Genomic DNA, 16,294 nt, shown 5'->3' on the forward strand with positions numbered 1-16,294 from the left:
CCGCGCTCCAGCCGCCGCGGCGGCGCCACTATCGGCCAGATGCGCCAGTTCCATGCAGATGCGCCCGTTGCAACGGGTGTATCTGCACGGAGCTGGCGTATCTTCGTTGAGGCCGCGCCGAATTCGCGTCAGACCTTGTCGCGTCGCCGCCGGCCCGGCCGAAGCTGCGTTGGGGCCGCGCCGAATTCGCGTCAGACCTTGTCGCGTCGCCGCCGGCCGCCGCCGGCCCCGCGTCTCCGCCGCCCGTCCCGCCGCATCTGCGTTGGGGCGTCTACTTCTGGCCCGGGCCCCGATTCTTCGCCCAACTCATGTCGGCCATCGCCCAGCTGCCCCGGAACTCCCGACCCTTGCCCTTGCGCCGCGCCGCCACCGTGGCGAGATCATGCACGCACCGGCCGGAGAACACGTCGGCCCACTTGAGGTGGATCACCTGCAGCCCCAGGTTGGTCAACGCGTCGTGCGCCCGGAGCTGCCCCCGCGCCACCTCGACGGGATCCCCGTGCTTGCCGGACGTCTTCTCGTCGCCGTCGAATTCGATGACCAGGCCCAACTCCGGGAAGAAGAAGTCGACGGTCCTGATCCGCACGCCGTCGGCGTCGAAGATGTCCACCTGCTGCAGCGGTGCCGGCAGTCCCGCCCGCCGCAGGCACCACGCCGTCAACGTCTCGCCGGGACTTTGGCTCCCATCGCCGGCGTGCTCGACCACCTCCACTGCCGCCGCCCGTCCCTTGCGGTTCCTCGCCGCCGCCGCTTCCGCCCGCAGTTCCTCACCGGTGCACCGCCCATGCCACAGCGCGGATTCGGCGACCACCAAACCGCTGCGCACCCCGTGCACGAGCGCCGATTCGATGGCGGTGCGGGCGGGCGTCGTCACGCGGATCCCGAATCTCTCCTCGTACGCAACCCTGGCCCTGAGCCCGCGGCGCTGCACGCCCCCGCGCGTGGATGAGCCGCGCATGTAGGGGACGAGCACCTCGATGCGCATCGTCGGCGGGAACACGTACGACAGTCCGAGCAGCGCGGCGGCACCCGGCCCGGTGACCAGCGCGTTCGCTTGCGTGAGGCCCACCGCCGCGGCTTTGAGGCGGAACATCTCCGCCCGGCTGCGCGCGCCCTTCGGCGCGTACACCCCGCGGGCGATGCGCTCGACCTCGCCGGCGCGGACGAGTTTCTGCATCGTACGGTCGGCGCCCGGCCCCTGTTGCTTCGCGACGATCAGCCCCGACGGATGATGCACCACCGCCATTTCGGCGATCATTCCCATGTTTTTCCCCCGCTTTCGCTTGCTTGCCGACGTTTCCCCGCCCCGCCGCTCGAATCCGGATCGTCGGGTTCGAGGGTTGAGGTTGCGCCTTGAACCCGAACGGCGTGTAACGCGTCGTGGCCGTGAGCGGCCCCGTTGTGTTGGACGCGGTCCGGGGCGAGACGGTTCCATCCGATTTCGGGGCACCCCCGGCGGAGGGGGCCGGGGAGGAGCCAGCCTGAGCAACGCCCCGACCCCAGATGCGCCCGTTACATGCAGATACGCCCGTTGCAACGGGCGCATTTGCCTGGACCTGGCGCATTTGGGGAAGGGGTGGGTGGAGCTGCGGGAGATTGGCCGTGTGGGTGGTGCGGTGTGGCCGGAGCGACGCGCCCCATCCCAGATGCGCCCGTTACATGCAGGTACGCCCGTTGCAACGGGCGCATTTGCCTGGACCTGGCGCATCTGCGGAAGGGGGGTGGGCGGAGCGGTGTGGCGGAGGTGGGGGCGAGGCGGAACGGAACCGGGGAGGCGCAGGGCAGGGCGGCGCGGCACCGCCGGAGCTGCCCGGCCCGCGCTGCCGCTACACCTCCAGCACTCGCGCGGCGGTGGCCTCGTCGATCACCACGTGCGTGGCCATGCCCGTCCGCAGCGCCGTCTCGATCGCCGCGGCCTTGTCGGATCCTCCGGCGACCAGCACCCGCGTCGGCACGCGCCGCAGATCCGCCAGGGTGATGCCGACGGTGCGGGCATCCACCTCGGGCAACGCGACCCCGCCGTCGGCGCGGTAGAACCTGGAGCACACGTCTCCGACGGCGCGCTCGATCAGGCGCTCGCGTTCGTCGTCGGAAAGCTGCCCCAGGTTCAGGGCCAGCGAATCCCTCGCGATGTCGCCGACGGTGAACACCGCGATGTCCACTTCCCGCCCCAGCTGCAGGATGTGGGCGATGTGCCGGTCCTGCTCGACGATGCGCTTGGTTTCCACGGAGTCGAAGATCACGGGCAGCGGCAGGGTCCGCGCGAACGCCCCGAACGCGGTGCAGAAACCGCCGATGGTGCGGATGTCGTTGGTGGACTTGTCGGAGTGGCTCATCCCGCCCTTGAGCTGGATGATCTCGACGCCCTGGACGTCCTTGCGCTTCAGCTGGCGCGACACGGCGAACATGGTGCGCCCCCAGGACACGCCGAGCATGGTGCCGTCGCCGACGAGTTCGTCCAGGAGTTCGGCGCCGATCCGGCCGAGTTCGCGCAGCAGCACGTCGGATCCGGGCCGCGCGGGCTGGGCCAGGCGGACGTCGGCGAGGCCGTATTTTTCGCGCAGGCGCCCGCCGGCTTCGGATGCTTCTTCGCGGGGGTCGTGGATGGTGATGGTGACGTAGCCGCGTTCGCGGCCGAGCGTCAGCAGCTTCGACACGGTCGGCCGCGACACCCCGAGTTCCTTGGCCACGTTGGATTGCGTGAGGCCTTCGCCGTAGTACAGCTTGACCGCCGCCAGTGCCTGCACGTCGCGGGCGTCCACGGGTCCTCCCATCGGCCGGCCCGGGCGGTGTCGCGGGTGTGCGGTTGGGGGGTCGTCTTGCTTTGCGACGGCCCGGTGCCCGAGTCGGCATGTTCTTCAGAACAATTGTAAACCCTCGGGTGGGAGGTTCGGAAAACGCCCGTTACGTGGGCGATGGTGGACGGTGGAGAACGAACGTTCGCCACTGCGTTCCGATAGCAGAGGTGAAGGGGATCCGGCATCGCCCAACCCCCGCTGCGGGGGCGACGCCGGACCTCGCGGGAACGGTGTCGGCACCCGGCAAAGCGGTCACGCCGGGCCTCGCGGGGACGGTGTCGGCACCGTGCGATGGGGCCCCCTCGGGCACCACCGCCGACGCCGCCCCGGGCCCCGCGGCGACTACCAGATGGTCACGCGATCGGCCGGGTCGCGCCACATCCCGTCGCCGGGCCGGACGTCGAATGCGGCGTGGAACTCGTCGATGTCGGCGGCGATGACGTTGCAGCGGAACTCCGCGGGGGAGTGCGGGTCGATGGCGAGGTACTGGCGGCTCATCTCGGGACGGATGGCGGTGCGCCACACCAGCGCCCACGACAGGAACAGCCCGCGGTAGGCGGCCGGGTCCTTCTCCACGGACGTTTCGCGCCCCTGGTCGGCGAGCCAGCGGCGGTAGGCCACGACGGCGATGCCCAGGCCGCCGAGGTCGCCGATGTTCTCGCCGAGGGTGAACTTTCCGTTGACTCCGACCTCGGTCTCGCCGCGTTCGCGCAGGCCGGAGGGCACGAGGCCGTCGAACTGCTCCACGAGCTTGCCGGTCAGCCCCTCGAATGCGGCGCGGTCGGCGTCGGTCCACCACTGGTTGAGGTTGCCGTGGCCGTCGTATTGCGAGCCCTGGTCGTCGAAGCCGTGGCCGATCTCGTGGCCGATGACCGCGCCGATTGCGCCGAAGTTCGCGGCGGCGTCGGCGTCGGGGTCGAAGAACGGCGGCTGCAGGATCGCCGCGGGGAACGTGATGTCGTTGACCACGGGGTTGTAGAACGCGTTGACCGTCTGCGGGGTGGCGAACCACTCGTCGCGGTCGGCGGGCTTGCCCAGTTTCGCCACTTCGTAGTCGTGGCCGAAGGCGGATGCGCGGCGGACGTCGTCAAGCAGGGCGCCGGTCAGCTCGAGGCCCTCGTAGCTGCGCCACTTGTCGGGGTAGCCGATCTTCGCCTTGAACTGGCCGAGCTTCTCCAGCGCGCGTTCGCGGGTGGCGGGCGTCATCCACGGCAGGTCGGTGATGCGCTCGCGGTAGGCCTCGATGAGGTAGTCGACCAGCTCGAGCATCCGCTCCTTGTGCTCCGGCGGGAAATGGCGGGCGACGTACTCCTTGCCCACCTCCTGGCCCAGCGCCCCCTCGACCAGGCCGACGCCGCGCTTCCAGCGGGCGCGCAGCTCCTCGGCGCCGGACAGGGTCTTGCCGTGGAACTCGAAGTTCTGCTCCACGAACGCCGCCCCCAGGTACGGCGCACGCGCCTTGAGCACGCGCCACAGGGCCCACAGCCGCAGGTCCTCCAGGTCGGCGTCGCGCCACAGGCCCGCCAGGTGCTCCAGGTAGGACGGCTGCATGACGACGATCCTGTCCACGCCCTTCGCGCCCTCGCCGCCGGTTTCGGCGCCGACGCCCATCTGCGCGAACCATCGCGCCCAGGGGAAACCGGCGGGCAGGTCGGTCATGTCGGTGAGGTTGTAGGTGCGCACGGCGTCGCGGCTGGCGACGACGTCCCAGTGGCCTTCGGCGAGCTTCGTCTCGAAGTCGACGATGCGGCGGGCGGCGTCGGGCAGGTCGTGCAGGGGGAAGGAATCAAGGCCGTCGAAGCCCTCGAAATCGCCGGCGGAGACGGTGGAGTCCTCCAGCAGCTGCAGCATCGCCTCGACGTGCGCGTGGTACGCGGCGAGGGTTTCTGCGTGGGACTCTTCCCGGTAATAGGCCTCGTCCGGCAGGCCGAGCCCCGACTGGATGAGGTAGAGCATCGCCTCGTCCGACGTCGAGTCCTTCTCCACCCAGAACGCCGCCGGGCCGGTCACGCCGAGCCGGTCGAGGCGGCCGAGCGCCTCGGCGAGATCGTCGCGGTCGTCGACGTCGAGTTCGGCGATGTCGGGCGACAGGGCGTCGATGCCGGCGGCCTCGATCGCGGCCTCGTCCATGAAGCCGCCGTAGAGTGCGCCGATGCGCGAATCCGCCGGCGCGTCCTCGACGATCGCGCGGACGGCTTCCTCGGATTCCTCGCGCAACTTGTGGAACGCGCCATCGACGGCGCGGTCGGCGGGGATGACGTGCGAGTCGATCCATTCGCCGTTGACGTGGCGGTACAGGTCGTCGGCGGGGGAGGGCACGGTGGTCGTCGCGGTGGTCGCGGTGGTGGCGTCGGTCGCGTTCTCGTCTGTCATGCGGCCCAGTGTAGGGACGGCCCCGGATTCGGTGTTCGAACGCCCGCGGATCGGGAAAACCGGTGCTCGAGCGGCCCACGATCACACGCGGCGCCTCCACCGTTGCGTGGCATCATGTGCCCATGAACCAGAATCGGCACAGCCCCGCGCCGGGCGAACGTGGCGCACCCGGCACTCCGGGGACGCCGCCGCCATCGATGGGCGCATTCCACCCGTCATCCACGGGCCGCAAGGTCGCTTTGGTCTGCGCGATCGGGCTCGCCGCGACGGTGGCGCCGATCGCCGTCGCGGCGGGGCTGTCGTCGGCGAAGGGGGAGGGGGCGAAGGTTCTCGAGACCGTCCGCACCGTCACCCTCGGCGGCGCCCCCGCGTCCTTCACCGCCGCCTTCGACCTCCCCGACGGCGCCCCCGACTGCACCCGCGAAGTCTCCCTGACCATCGGGGCGCAGCAGTTCACGTGCGGAGGCGTGACCATCGAGACGCGGTCCGCGGACGATGTCGAGGATCTGCCGCGCTACGGCGTCCGCGCCATCCGCGCCAAGCTCCTCGCCGACGCGCCCGCCCCGGACATGCGCCCCGCCGTCGCTTCGCGCGCCCCCGGCATGATCGCGTGGACGGGCTCGCCCGTGGAGGACAAGGGCGGCGTCATGCGCGGGATCATCGTGCTTGGCGACGATGGCCGCACCAACGAAAAGGCCAACGAAAAGGCCGGCGAAAAAGATGCCGCCGAGGACGAAAAGGACGACGCGAAGGGCGCCAAGGCCCTCGTCGCCATCGTCTCGGGCGACGCGGCGGCGGTCGAGCAGGCCATGACGGCGATTCTCGCGGACGTCCGCCCCGCCGAAACAACCCGAGGAGGGGGACGATGACCTCGCCGCACAACTCCTGGGAGGGCGGCGGCTCGCACGGTTCCGCCGCGCCCGGACCCTACGCACCCGCGCCCGCCGCACCCGCCCCCGCCGCGAACCGCGACCGCGGGGTCGCGTGGGCTTTCCTGGTGCTCGTGCCCGTCATCGCCGCGGGGCTGGCGCTCAACGCGGTCACGCTCTTCGTGTTCGGCCGCGTCACGCCGATGTCGCTGGTCTTCGGCGCGCTGGTGTCGGTGGCGGCGATCGGCCTGGTCTGGTGGCTGATGTCTCGAAGCATCCTTTGGCGCCCGGCCGGCGGGTGGCCGCTGCTGGCGCTGGCGTGGGGAGCGCTGGCGTCGTTCGTGTTCGTCATCGCCGCCGGCGGCGCCATGACCACCATCTCCACGGCCATCGGGTGGGAGGCCGCGTCGATGTCGCTGGCCGGCGCGTGGCCGGAGGAGGTCGGCAAAGCGCTGGGCGTCGCCCTGATCCTGCTGGCCCTGCCGCGCCTGTGGCACCGCCCGTGGGATGGGCTGCTGGTGGGCATTTTCGTGGGCCTCGGGTTCGAGCTCATCGAAACGGTCCAGTACGGTGCCGCCGGCGCGCTGGAAAACGCCAACTCGGACGTCGGCGGCCTGCTGTTCATGTGGTTCGTCCGCTCCGTCGCGGGCCCCGGGCTGCACGCGTTCTTCTCGGGCGTCGCGGGCTTCGGCGTGGGGCTCGCGTTGCTGCATCCCCGCTTGACGACGCCCATGCGCGTCCTCGTCGGCCTGGGCGGTCCGGCTGCGGCGTTCGTCATGCATTTCCTGTGGAACTACGCCTGGCCGTCCGGGTGGGGCGCGTGGCCCTTCGTCGTGATGTGGCCGCTGTGGTTGGCCGTGGTGGTCGTGTGCTGGCGGGCGGCGAAGCGGATGGCGCGCCGCTCCGTCGAGGATGACCGGATGGGGGAGGCGCCGGCGTCGTAAAGCGGAAGGGGAGCGCATCAACCGCAGGTGGCATACCCGGCGGGGCATGTTACTGGTGTGACTAAAGTGAATCGTGTGGCGCAAGGGTTGAAAGTGACCTATAGTTGCGAATCATGAAACTCCGCACCGTGACCTTCCCCAAGTCCCGGCGGGAATCCCGGCGGCGGCCGGGGATTCGCCGCGGCCGCGCGGGCGCGCTCGTCGCCCTCGCCGCCGCTCTGCCCCTGGCGTTCGGCCTCGCGTCGCCCGCGCCCGCCGAAGCCTTCACCGCCAACTCGCCGACCGGCATCGACGTCTCCAAGTGGCAGCGCCCCGGCGGCGTGAAGCTCGACTGGAAGAAGGTCGCGGCCGCGGGCGAGAAGTTCGCCTTCATCAAGGCCACCGACGGCAAGGACGGCCTGAGCCCCTTCTTCGCCGAGGACTCCAAGGCCGCCCACGAGGCCGGCCTGATCATCGGCAGCTACCACAAGGCCCACCCCGACCGCGACGCCATCGTGCAGGCCGACGCCTACGCCGCCGCCCTCAAGCAGCAGCCCTCCGGCGCGCGCACCCTGCCGCCCGTCCTCGACCTGGAACTCGACGCCGGCATGACCCCGGCCGCGCTGGAGAAGTGGGCGTCCGCCTTCCTCAAGCGCGTCGAGCTGCAGACCGGCCAGACGCCGATGATCTACACCTACCGCTGGTTCTGGGTCTCCAAGATGGCCGACACCAAGGGCCTGAACGGCTACCCGCTGTGGCTGGCGGCCTACCAGGACCAGCCGCCGACGGACATCCCCGGCGGCTGGGACAAGGCGACGTTCTGGCAGCGCTCCAGCACCGGCTCCATCCCGGGCATCCCGACCCCCGTGGACCTGAACACCTACAACGGCTCGATGTCCCAGCTGGAGGGCCTGTCGCGCGGCGACGCCGCCGGCAAGAAGAAGGACGACGGCAAGACCGGCGCCGAGGTCGCCGGCGCGGACCGGGCCAAGGCCGAGGACGACACCGGCGTCGGCCCCGACGCGGTGTCCCCGCCGTCGGGCCGCGCCGCGCCGGGCGCCGGCAGCCTGGACACCGGCTCCGCCAAGGGCGACGGCGCCAAGACGGGTGACGACAAGACCGGTGATGCCACGACCGGCGACTCGAAGAAGGATGAGTCCGGCACGGGCGCGACGGGAGAGACCGGTAAGTCGGGCAACGACGGCGCGACCACCGGTGACGATGCGACCGGCGGCACGATCGGCGGCCAGAACGGCGACGGCACCATCGGCGGCGACGGGACCACCGCGCCCGATTCGCCGCTGGCCACGTCCGAGCTGATCGACGCCATCATCGACGCGATCAAGAGCGGTTCCGACGGCGCCGACTTCAGCGACAGCATCGCAGCGGTCCGCGAGGCCGCCGAAGCCGCGGGCCTGGACAAGGACCAGATCGACACGCTCATCGCTTTCCTGGAGCAGGCCATCAACTCGGGCAACGTCCCGGAGGGCCAGCTCGAGGAGATCGGCAAGACCGCGCCGCCCGCCGACGAGACCGGCGATGCGACCACCGGCGGCACGGGCAACAAGACCGGCGATGCCAACGGTGACAAGGCCGGCGACAAGGCGGCCACCGGCGGCACCGGCAAGTCCGAGCGCGGCGCCGATGGCGGCAAGAAGTCGCCCGCCAAGCCGAGCGACGTCCGGCTGTTCGCCACGTACTCCGACGTGGTGGCGCTGCTGGCGGGCGCGTCCCGCTAGGCGAACGGCGCGCCGGCGGTGCGGCCGGCGCGGGCTGCTTCACGACGGCCCGCGTCCCCGCCACCGCCGCACGAAAACCGAGACACCGCACGACATCGGGACCCTGGGGAAGGGGCCCCGGTCACGCGCGGCCACATGCTTCCGGCGCGTCGCCGGGGTCCTGGGGAAGGGGCCCCGACGGCGCCCCGGTTTTTCGTCTCACGCCCACTTCGTCCCCGGCGCGCGCCACGAGCACAGCGCCGGCAGGAGGTCCGCCGGGTCCTCCACGACGATCAGGGAATCCAGGTGCTTGCGGTGGATCAGGCCGCCGTCGGCAAGCGATTCGATGAGCGACACCAGCGGCCGCCAGAACCCGCCGGGCCCGACCAGCGCGACGGGCTGCTGGTGGATGCCGATGTGCTGGCGCGTCCACACCTCGAAGAATTCCTCCAGCGTGCCGGCGCCGCCGGGCAGCGCCACGAATGCGTCGCCGAGGGCGTACATGCGGTCCTTGCGCTGCGCCATCGTCTCGACGGTCTCCAGGTGCGTCAGCCCGCGGTCGGCGATTTCGCGGTCGCGGAGCAGCGTCGGGATCACGCCCGTGACCTGCCCGCCCTCGGCGAGCACGGCATCGGCGGCGGCGCCCATCAGCCCGATCGACGCGCCGCCGTAGACCATCTCCACGCGCTCGCGGCCAAGCGCCCGCCCCAGCTCCTCGGCGGCGGCCAACCACGCCGGATCGTTGCCCGTCGACGACCCCGCGAAGACCGTCACGGCCGAGATCACGCGGGCGGGCGCATCGTCGCGCAGCCGGGGCAGCGTGTGGTTGGCCAGCATCGGCGCGAGCCGCCCGGTGGGCACATGCGGGTCCACCCAACGGATTTCGGCGATCTCCGCGCGCGGCGACACCTCCGGCGCAGGGCCCAGGTACCGCTGATGATGCCCCACCACCACGTGCCCCGGCTCGTTCGCCGCGGCATCGGCCACGACTCCCCAGTCCGCGAGCTTGCCCGGGTCGAGCTCCGCGCCGAGCTCCTCGCGGAACTCCCGGATCACGGTTTCCGCGGGTGCTTCACGACGCCCGCGCCCATCCGGCCCGGCCACCTCCTCCGGCTTGCCGCCGGGGAGCATGAAGCGGTCGGTTCCGTTCTTGCGGACCGTCAGCACCCGGCCACGATCGTCGGTGACCACCACCGCCGCCACGAGGATGGGCGGGTGGCCGTCATGTCCGGTGTCGTCGAAGTTGCTCACCGCACCATTGTCCGCGAAACGGGCGGGGCGCGCGAAATGGCAGGGGGCGTGTAAGGGAGGGTGCGTGGAGGGCTGGAGCAGGCGGAACGGCCGGGCCCGGAAACGCCGGAACCCGGGCGCCCCTCCGCGAAGAGGGGCGCCCGGGTTCATCGGCCGGGCCACGGGGACGTGGGCGTCGTCAAGCGAAGCCCCCGCCCGGGAGGACTAGTCCTCCTCGGCGATCATCGGCCCCGGGGACCACAGGCCGGAGCGCGTGACCTCCCGGTGGTCGATGACGGCCGGCACCGCGCGGACGCCGTCTGGGTTCGCGCGGGACTGGAGCGCCTCGACGATGCCCCAGTCGCGGTTCCAGTCGTCCTTCTGGTACGCGGGCACCGACACCGACTCGTTGACGGCGTCCGACATGCCCAGGACGCCGCCCGCGGACAGCGACTGCCACGTGTCGGTCGACGAGACCTTCAGGTCGCGGTCCGGGGTGATGCGGTACTTCGGGTTCTCCGCCACGCCCGCGAAGTGGTCGAACGGGCGCTGGCACGGGAACTGGAAGGCCACGGCCCAGTCCGGGATCGTCGGCACGGACTTGTCGATGACCTGCGGCATCGGCGTCAGCTCCGCCAGACGCGGCGGGGTGACGGCGACCCACTCGTCCTTGGCCAGGTTCTCGTCGGACACCACCAGGCGCACGGCCGTGGCGTCCTCCGGGATGTCGGCGGTCGGGAAGCGCAGGTTGCGCCACGTCGGCGACGGGCCGATGTCCAGCGGCTCGGCCTCGTGCAGCGTCACCCAGTTCTGGCCGTCCCAGCGGCCGTACTGGGCCACCAGCTTCTGGCCCTTCTGCTTCACGCCGTTGATGTCGTGGTGGAAGATGCGGCCCGCGGCGGAAACCACCAGCAGCGGGTGCGACTCGGAACGCTCCGGCAGCTCGTACCAGGAAGTCTCCAGCGAGCCCGGGATCTGCACTTCCTCGGAGTAGGAGCCCAGCACCGGGACGCGCTTCGGGTCCAGGTCGAACGGCAGCGTCACGCGGGACTGGTTGACGCCGGCCTCGGCCTGGAAACCGCCCTCCGTCGACGCGCCCTCGCCGCCCGAAATCCAGTTGGAATCCGGGTTCTCGGAGCGGTCGGTGTTGGACTGGCCGTCGTTGACCCACACCGCGTCGGCGGTCATCTCGGCCGGCAGGCCGTTCGGGTCGAAACCGCGGGCCTTGCCCTCCGGGTCGAGGGAGTCGCCGAGGGACACGCCGCCGACGGGCTTGAGGAAGCCCTTGTTCGGGTCGGTCTCCATCAGGACGTCCTCGGCCAGGTTGCAGGTCTGGCCGGTGAGCGCGCGGAGGTTGCCCAGGCCCACGGAGTACGCCGGGTACTGGGACACGAAGCCCTTGCCCAGGCTGAGCACCGAGAAAATGACCACCAGGAAGGACACCACGGCGAACGGCGAGGCGGCGACGGTGCCCAGGCGCAGGCGTGCCGCCATCGTCGACGGCTTGCGGTCCTTGCCGCGGAACTCCTGCACGAAGTGCAGGACCGCGCCGGCCGCCAGCGTGAGCACGGCGATGACCATGACGATGTTGCCGGCTTCGATGCCCTTGAGCTGCACCGTCTTGTCGAACCACGGCACGCCGTAGGCCGACACGTACCACCAGCCGTTGATGCCCATCAGCGAGAACGCGAGCATGAAGATCGCCGCACCGGCGAAGAGCACCTGGTTGCGGCGGGAGCCGACGGCCCAGTGCGAGATCGCCATCGCCGCCAGCGCGGCCAGCGCCGCGCCGATGCCGGCGTAGACGCCGAAGTGGTGGGTCCACTTGGTGGGCGTGAAGGTCAGGAAGAACATGGTGCCCACGAACATGAACACCAGGCGCATCGACGGACCGGCCAGGGCTCCCGGCACGGTGCGGTGGCGCAGCAGCGCGGCGACGGTGATGGCCAGCGCCACCATCGCCGCGACCACGGCGAAGCGGCGGGTGAAGGAACCGTCGACCGACTGGAGGATCATCCAGTAGTAGCGGATCGGCTCCTCGTACCACGGCATGGACGGGCCGATGGCGCTGCGGACGCGGGTCGACTCCTTCACGGAGGCCAGGGTCTGGTCGCCGAAGACGGCCACGAGGATCGCGGTGCCTGCGGCGAGGAACGGCATGACCTGCATCAGCGGGGCGGCGGCGCCGCCGCCGAGGGCCTTGTTGCGCTCGACGACGATGCGCACCAGCATCGGCAGGCCGCCGAGCAGCGCGGCGACGGCCATCAGGCCGGTCGGGCCGCAGCTCAGCGACAGCGTGGCGATGACGACGCCGATGGCCGCCGGGAACAGGCGGCGGGTGAGGATGGCCCGCTCGATGAACACCCACGTCAACAGGGTGCCCAGCGCGATGACCGGCTCGGGGCGCAGGCCGTTGTTGTACGGCAGCCAGAACGCCAGCAGAACGCCGGCGGCGGACCAGTAGGCCACGCGGCGGCCGGCGATGTCCTTGCCCAGGCGCGGGATGATCAGGCGCGACAGCACGAACCAGATGGCGAACGCCGACAGCAGGGCCGGCAGGCGCATCCACACCGAGGCCGTGGAGAACTTCACCATCAGGGCCAGCAGGTCGTAATACGGGGCGCCGAACGGCGATTCGGGGACGCCGAACCAGCGGTAGTAGTTGGCCATGTACCCCGACTCGTCGGAGACGCGGGCCATGGTGAAGATGTAGCCGTCATCGGAGGTGTTCGCGCCGATGAAGTGCCACACGATCAGGATGAAGCCGACCAGGGCGTCCAGCGGCCTGATGCGCCAGGCGTCCTTGCGCAGCCACGGGGTCGGGGAGGAACCGTCGACCTTGTCGATGCGCCACAGCGTCCACAACGACACCAGGGCCATGAGCAGGCCCAGCCACATGGCGATGTACTTGATGATCGTCGGCTTCGACGTGTAGCGGCTGTCGATCTCCATGTTGACGTTCAGCCCGGCGGAGACCGCCGCGGCCGCGTCGCCGTCGGCGCGCAGGGAGGTGTAGATGCCGACTGTCTGCGGCCGGATGTCCTCCTCCACGATGCCGCGCAGTGGCTGGCCCTCAGCGTTGACCGCGCCCTCGACGAACGCCTCGGTGCGTTCGTGGTTGGAGCGGATGGAGATGACGCGGTCGCGGTTGGCCTCGACCTGCTCCTCGTCGAGCGTCAGCACCGGGCGGTCGCGGACGACGACGTCGACGGAGCCGTTGACGCGCCGCACCTGAAGGCCCTCGGCCGTCGGGTCCTTCGAATCCGGCGGCAGCGTCCCGACCAGCAGGTTGCGGCCTTCCGGCAGTTCGTCGGCAAGCGACAGCGGGACTTCCATGGACAGCGAGATCGGGGCCTGCGCCATCAGGGGCGCGTCGACCGACCTGAGGCTGTCGTTCTGGGGCCAGGTCAGCGACGACTGGGTCTGGGTGACCGGCAGGAACGGCAGGGCGACGAAGCACAGAAAACCGATGATGCCCGCGGCAATGGCGGCGATCCGAACTCCCTTTTGGGGTTTCGGGCCGTCCATCGGCGGGCGTTCGATCCGGTCGACGGTGACGACGGGTTCGTCGGGGTCCGGGGCCCTCGTGATTTCACTGGTTTCGGCAGACACGGGAACCCAGTTTACGGAAAAGCGGCTTTTTGCCTAATCAGAGAAGGAAGCACCCCACCGCGCCCCACCCGAACCGATCGGTTCATTCACCTGGGCCGAATGCGGGGCGGACGGTGCCGGCGCATCGGGTAGCAGATTGCCTAGCCCACCCGAACCGGTGGAGAAATGGTGCCGGGCATCGGCGGTGCGGCGCAATGGATTGGCGGCCGGGTCGCTCGGTCGATCGGCGGTCATGTGGCACGGGGACGCCCGGTCGGGAGCGTTCACGGCCGGGCACCGCGGCGCCTTCGCCGGCTAACCCACTCCGAATCGAGCCCGGCCACATCAACCACCCCGGTTAACCCACCCCGAATGGTGCCCCGCCGCGTCAACCAGCCCGGTTAACCCACCCTGAATGGTGCCCGGCCACCTCAACCAGCCTGGCTAACCCACCCCGAATGCGCAGACCCACCCGCTGTAACGGGTGGGTCTGCGCATTCGGGGTGGGTGTACGAGTGGGTGGGCCGCACCGGCCGTTACCGTGCCCCTACCGCGGTCCTTACCGCGCGACCTGCGGCCCCAGATCCGCGGGCCCCACCGCGCCCTTACAAGACCGCCTACTTCGCCGGCGCGTCGTTGCGGATCAGCACCACGAACGGCCCGATCTGGGAGGTGGTCCAATGCCCGCGGAACGCGGCGGGGTCGAACGTCACGCCGCGGAAGAGGACGTTGGGGTTGTTGGGGTAGATGTCGTCGGCCAGGTCGAGCGTGTAGGGCGACTTCGGGTCCGTCGAATCGCCCCGGAGGATGATCGCGTCGGGGCCGCGCCACGGGTCGGAGTCCATTGCGGCGACGAGCTCGTCGGGGTCGCTGATCTTCGCCCATTCCTCGATGGCGGCATTGCGGCGGTCGAACTCGCCGAGCGGGTTGGCGTAGTGGCTGGTGAGCGCCTGGAAGGAGTACCAGGGGAAGAACGCCTGGAAGTTGCGTTCGTCGGTCAGCACCACCGATTTCGTCGGCTCGAGCCCGGCGTCGCGCAGCGCGGCGTCGATTTCGGGGTAGCGGGCGCCGGCGTCGGGGGCGAAACGGTCGGCGCGTTCGCCGTATCCGTCGGTGTCGGTGTGCGCCAGGTCGATGGGGCCGTGCAGCCGGTTGGGAATGGACTGCGCGTAGCCGACGCCGGCGAGCAGGATCACGGCCGCGAGCGTGGCGCTGACGGTCCGCGCGACGGCCGGGCCGACGGCGGCCGGCCACAGCCGCTCGACGCCGTTGAGCTTCATGTCCGCGATGGCGAACACGCCGGCGGTGGCCAGCATGAGCGTGATGGGCGCCTCGAGGCGGAAACCGAGCAGCGTCCGCCCGGCCAGCGTGGCGATCATCGACGCGACGACCCACCCGTACATGACCGACAGCCCGATGATCAGCGCGCGGGTGTCGGGTTCGAGGACGCGGACGATCATCCACAGCAGGCCCAGCAGGCACATCACGCCGATGACGGAAGCGGCGAACATCGGCAGCGGCACGCGCGCGCCGTTGTCGGGCAGGTAGTTCATGGCGGTCGCGCCGGAGGACGGCGCGCCGGTCAGCGTGGCCCACACGTAGGGGCCCCAGACGGTGGCGGCGATGAGCATGGAGCCCGCGCCCATCAGGATCAGCTTGACGACGGGCCGCCAGGATCGTTCGGCCGCGCAGACCGCGATGGTCAGGGTGACCACGATGAGCGCCCCGACGGCGGTGTGCAGGGTGTAGAAGGTGGCGGAAACGCCGAGGAACACGATGACGCCGATGGTCGCCGACCACGCCCCGGCCAGGGCGCGGCGGGCCATGACGGCCAGCGGCGGCAGGCCCATGGCGACGACGGCGGCGTAGGGCTCGTCGGCGGTGGTGGAGATGGCGATGGCCGTCGTCAGCAGCGCGATGCCCGCGGCGACGGGCAGCGAGCCGGACAGCCGCTGCCACACCGGCACCAGCAGCGAACCGCCGGCGGCGAGGGTGATCAGCGCCCACGGCTGGAAGACCTCCCAGCCGGGCATGCCCAGCACGTTGGCCAGGCGGCCGCCGAGGAAGAACCAGCCGGCGGGGTAGTAGGACGGCACGTCGATGTAGGCCATGTCGTGCAGCCCGAATTCCGCGGTCATGCGCGAGAGGTATTCGGTGCGGAATTCCTGGTCGACGCTGATGCCGTCGAGGTACAGGCGCGTCGAGCCCAGCGGGATGGCCAGCGTGGACACGACCAGCGCGGCGGGCGACAGGTAGGCGGCCACGTAGGTGAGCAGCTCCATCCACCGCGGCCGGGCGCCGGCGCCGCGGGTGGCCCAGAAGTACAGCAGCACGGTCACGGCGAGCAGCAGGATCACCGTCGCCGCCGAGGAGATCGCGCGGGTGACCATCGAGCCGCCGAACGCGGGCAGCGACACCCGCTTCAGCAGGAACCATGCGACGAACGCGACGAGCGCGCCGCCGATCACGGCGGCCGCCATGCCGAGCGCCGCGTGCTTCAGCGACAGCTGGTCGTCCGCGAAAACCTCCCCCACGGGGTCGGTGGCGAAGGGGTCGGCCTGGTGGACCCTGGTCGCCCCGGCTGTCGGGGTCCCGGCTTCCGCGCCGGGTGCCGCCTCGGTTGCCGCGTCGGGCGCCGTGGTGGGCGCCGAGGTGCTTTCTGACATGCGAACAGTCTCGCATACGCGCCGGACCGCGACCGCGTTGCTTTGCGACGGCACGGCCCACCCCATGTCCCCTCTGGCCCGCCGGACCCCACCGAAGCGCAAACCCACCGCGAGTTGGTCAACCCG

General features: G+C 70.9%; 9 protein-coding genes. 3 read left to right on the forward strand and 6 right to left on the reverse strand.

Features of this window, described 5'->3' with window-relative positions:
- Positions 1 to 271 precede the first annotated feature (271 nt).
- The 3 genes from CHAN_RS00540 to CHAN_RS00550 all read right to left on the reverse strand — a co-directional run bounded on the left by CHAN_RS00540 (position 272) and on the right by CHAN_RS00550 (position 5,171).
- Entirely contained in the window at positions 272 to 1,264 is a 993-nt protein-coding gene (locus CHAN_RS00540) for a type IV toxin-antitoxin system AbiEi family antitoxin (protein WP_290290798.1), read from the reverse strand.
- Positions 1,265 to 1,826: 562 nt separating this feature from the next.
- Positions 1,827 to 2,774 (reverse strand): sugar-binding transcriptional regulator, encoded by a 948-nt coding sequence (locus CHAN_RS00545; protein ID WP_353959819.1) that lies wholly within the window; start codon positions 2,772 to 2,774, stop codon positions 1,827 to 1,829.
- Positions 2,775 to 3,140: 366 nt separating this feature from the next.
- Positions 3,141 to 5,171 (reverse strand): M13 family metallopeptidase, encoded by a 2,031-nt coding sequence (locus CHAN_RS00550; RefSeq protein ID WP_290290802.1) that lies wholly within the window; start codon positions 5,169 to 5,171, stop codon positions 3,141 to 3,143.
- A gap of 122 nt (positions 5,172 to 5,293) precedes the next feature.
- Between CHAN_RS00550 and CHAN_RS00555 the strand changes: the two genes are divergently transcribed.
- From CHAN_RS00555 to CHAN_RS00565, 3 genes are all read left to right on the forward strand, one after another.
- The gene (locus CHAN_RS00555) at positions 5,294 to 6,040 is read left to right on the forward strand and encodes a hypothetical protein (RefSeq protein WP_290290803.1); all 747 of its coding nucleotides are present in this window, start codon (positions 5,294 to 5,296) and stop codon (positions 6,038 to 6,040) included.
- A complete protein-coding gene (locus CHAN_RS00560) occupies positions 6,037 to 6,984 on the forward strand; it encodes a PrsW family intramembrane metalloprotease (RefSeq protein WP_290290805.1) in 948 nt (315 codons plus the stop codon). The genes CHAN_RS00555 and CHAN_RS00560 overlap by 4 nt, the downstream gene beginning before the upstream one ends.
- Positions 6,985 to 7,097: 113 nt before the next feature.
- Positions 7,098 to 8,702 carry a glycoside hydrolase family 25 protein gene (locus CHAN_RS00565; RefSeq protein ID WP_290290807.1) on the forward strand — a complete coding sequence of 535 codons (1,605 nt, stop codon included), beginning with the start codon at positions 7,098 to 7,100 and terminating at the stop codon, positions 8,700 to 8,702.
- A gap of 198 nt (positions 8,703 to 8,900) precedes the next feature.
- Here the strand turns inward: CHAN_RS00565 and CHAN_RS00570 are convergent, their stop codons facing one another.
- The 3 genes from CHAN_RS00570 to CHAN_RS00580 all read right to left on the reverse strand — a co-directional run bounded on the left by CHAN_RS00570 (position 8,901) and on the right by CHAN_RS00580 (position 16,168).
- The gene (locus tag CHAN_RS00570) at positions 8,901 to 9,932 is read right to left on the reverse strand and encodes a TIGR00730 family Rossman fold protein (RefSeq protein ID WP_290290809.1); all 1,032 of its coding nucleotides are present in this window, start codon (positions 9,930 to 9,932) and stop codon (positions 8,901 to 8,903) included.
- Positions 9,933 to 10,136: 204 nt separating this feature from the next.
- On the reverse strand, positions 10,137 to 13,523 hold the full coding sequence (locus tag CHAN_RS00575) for an arabinosyltransferase domain-containing protein (RefSeq protein ID WP_290290812.1): 3,387 nt from the start codon (positions 13,521 to 13,523) through the stop codon (positions 10,137 to 10,139).
- 596 nt (positions 13,524 to 14,119) lie between these two features.
- Positions 14,120 to 16,168 (reverse strand): galactan 5-O-arabinofuranosyltransferase, encoded by a 2,049-nt coding sequence (locus CHAN_RS00580; protein WP_290290814.1) that lies wholly within the window; start codon positions 16,166 to 16,168, stop codon positions 14,120 to 14,122.
- Positions 16,169 to 16,294: the final 126 nt, after the last annotated feature.

The organism is Corynebacterium hansenii, from assembly GCF_030408795.1.
Lineage (GTDB): Bacteria > Actinomycetota > Actinomycetes > Mycobacteriales > Mycobacteriaceae > Corynebacterium > Corynebacterium hansenii.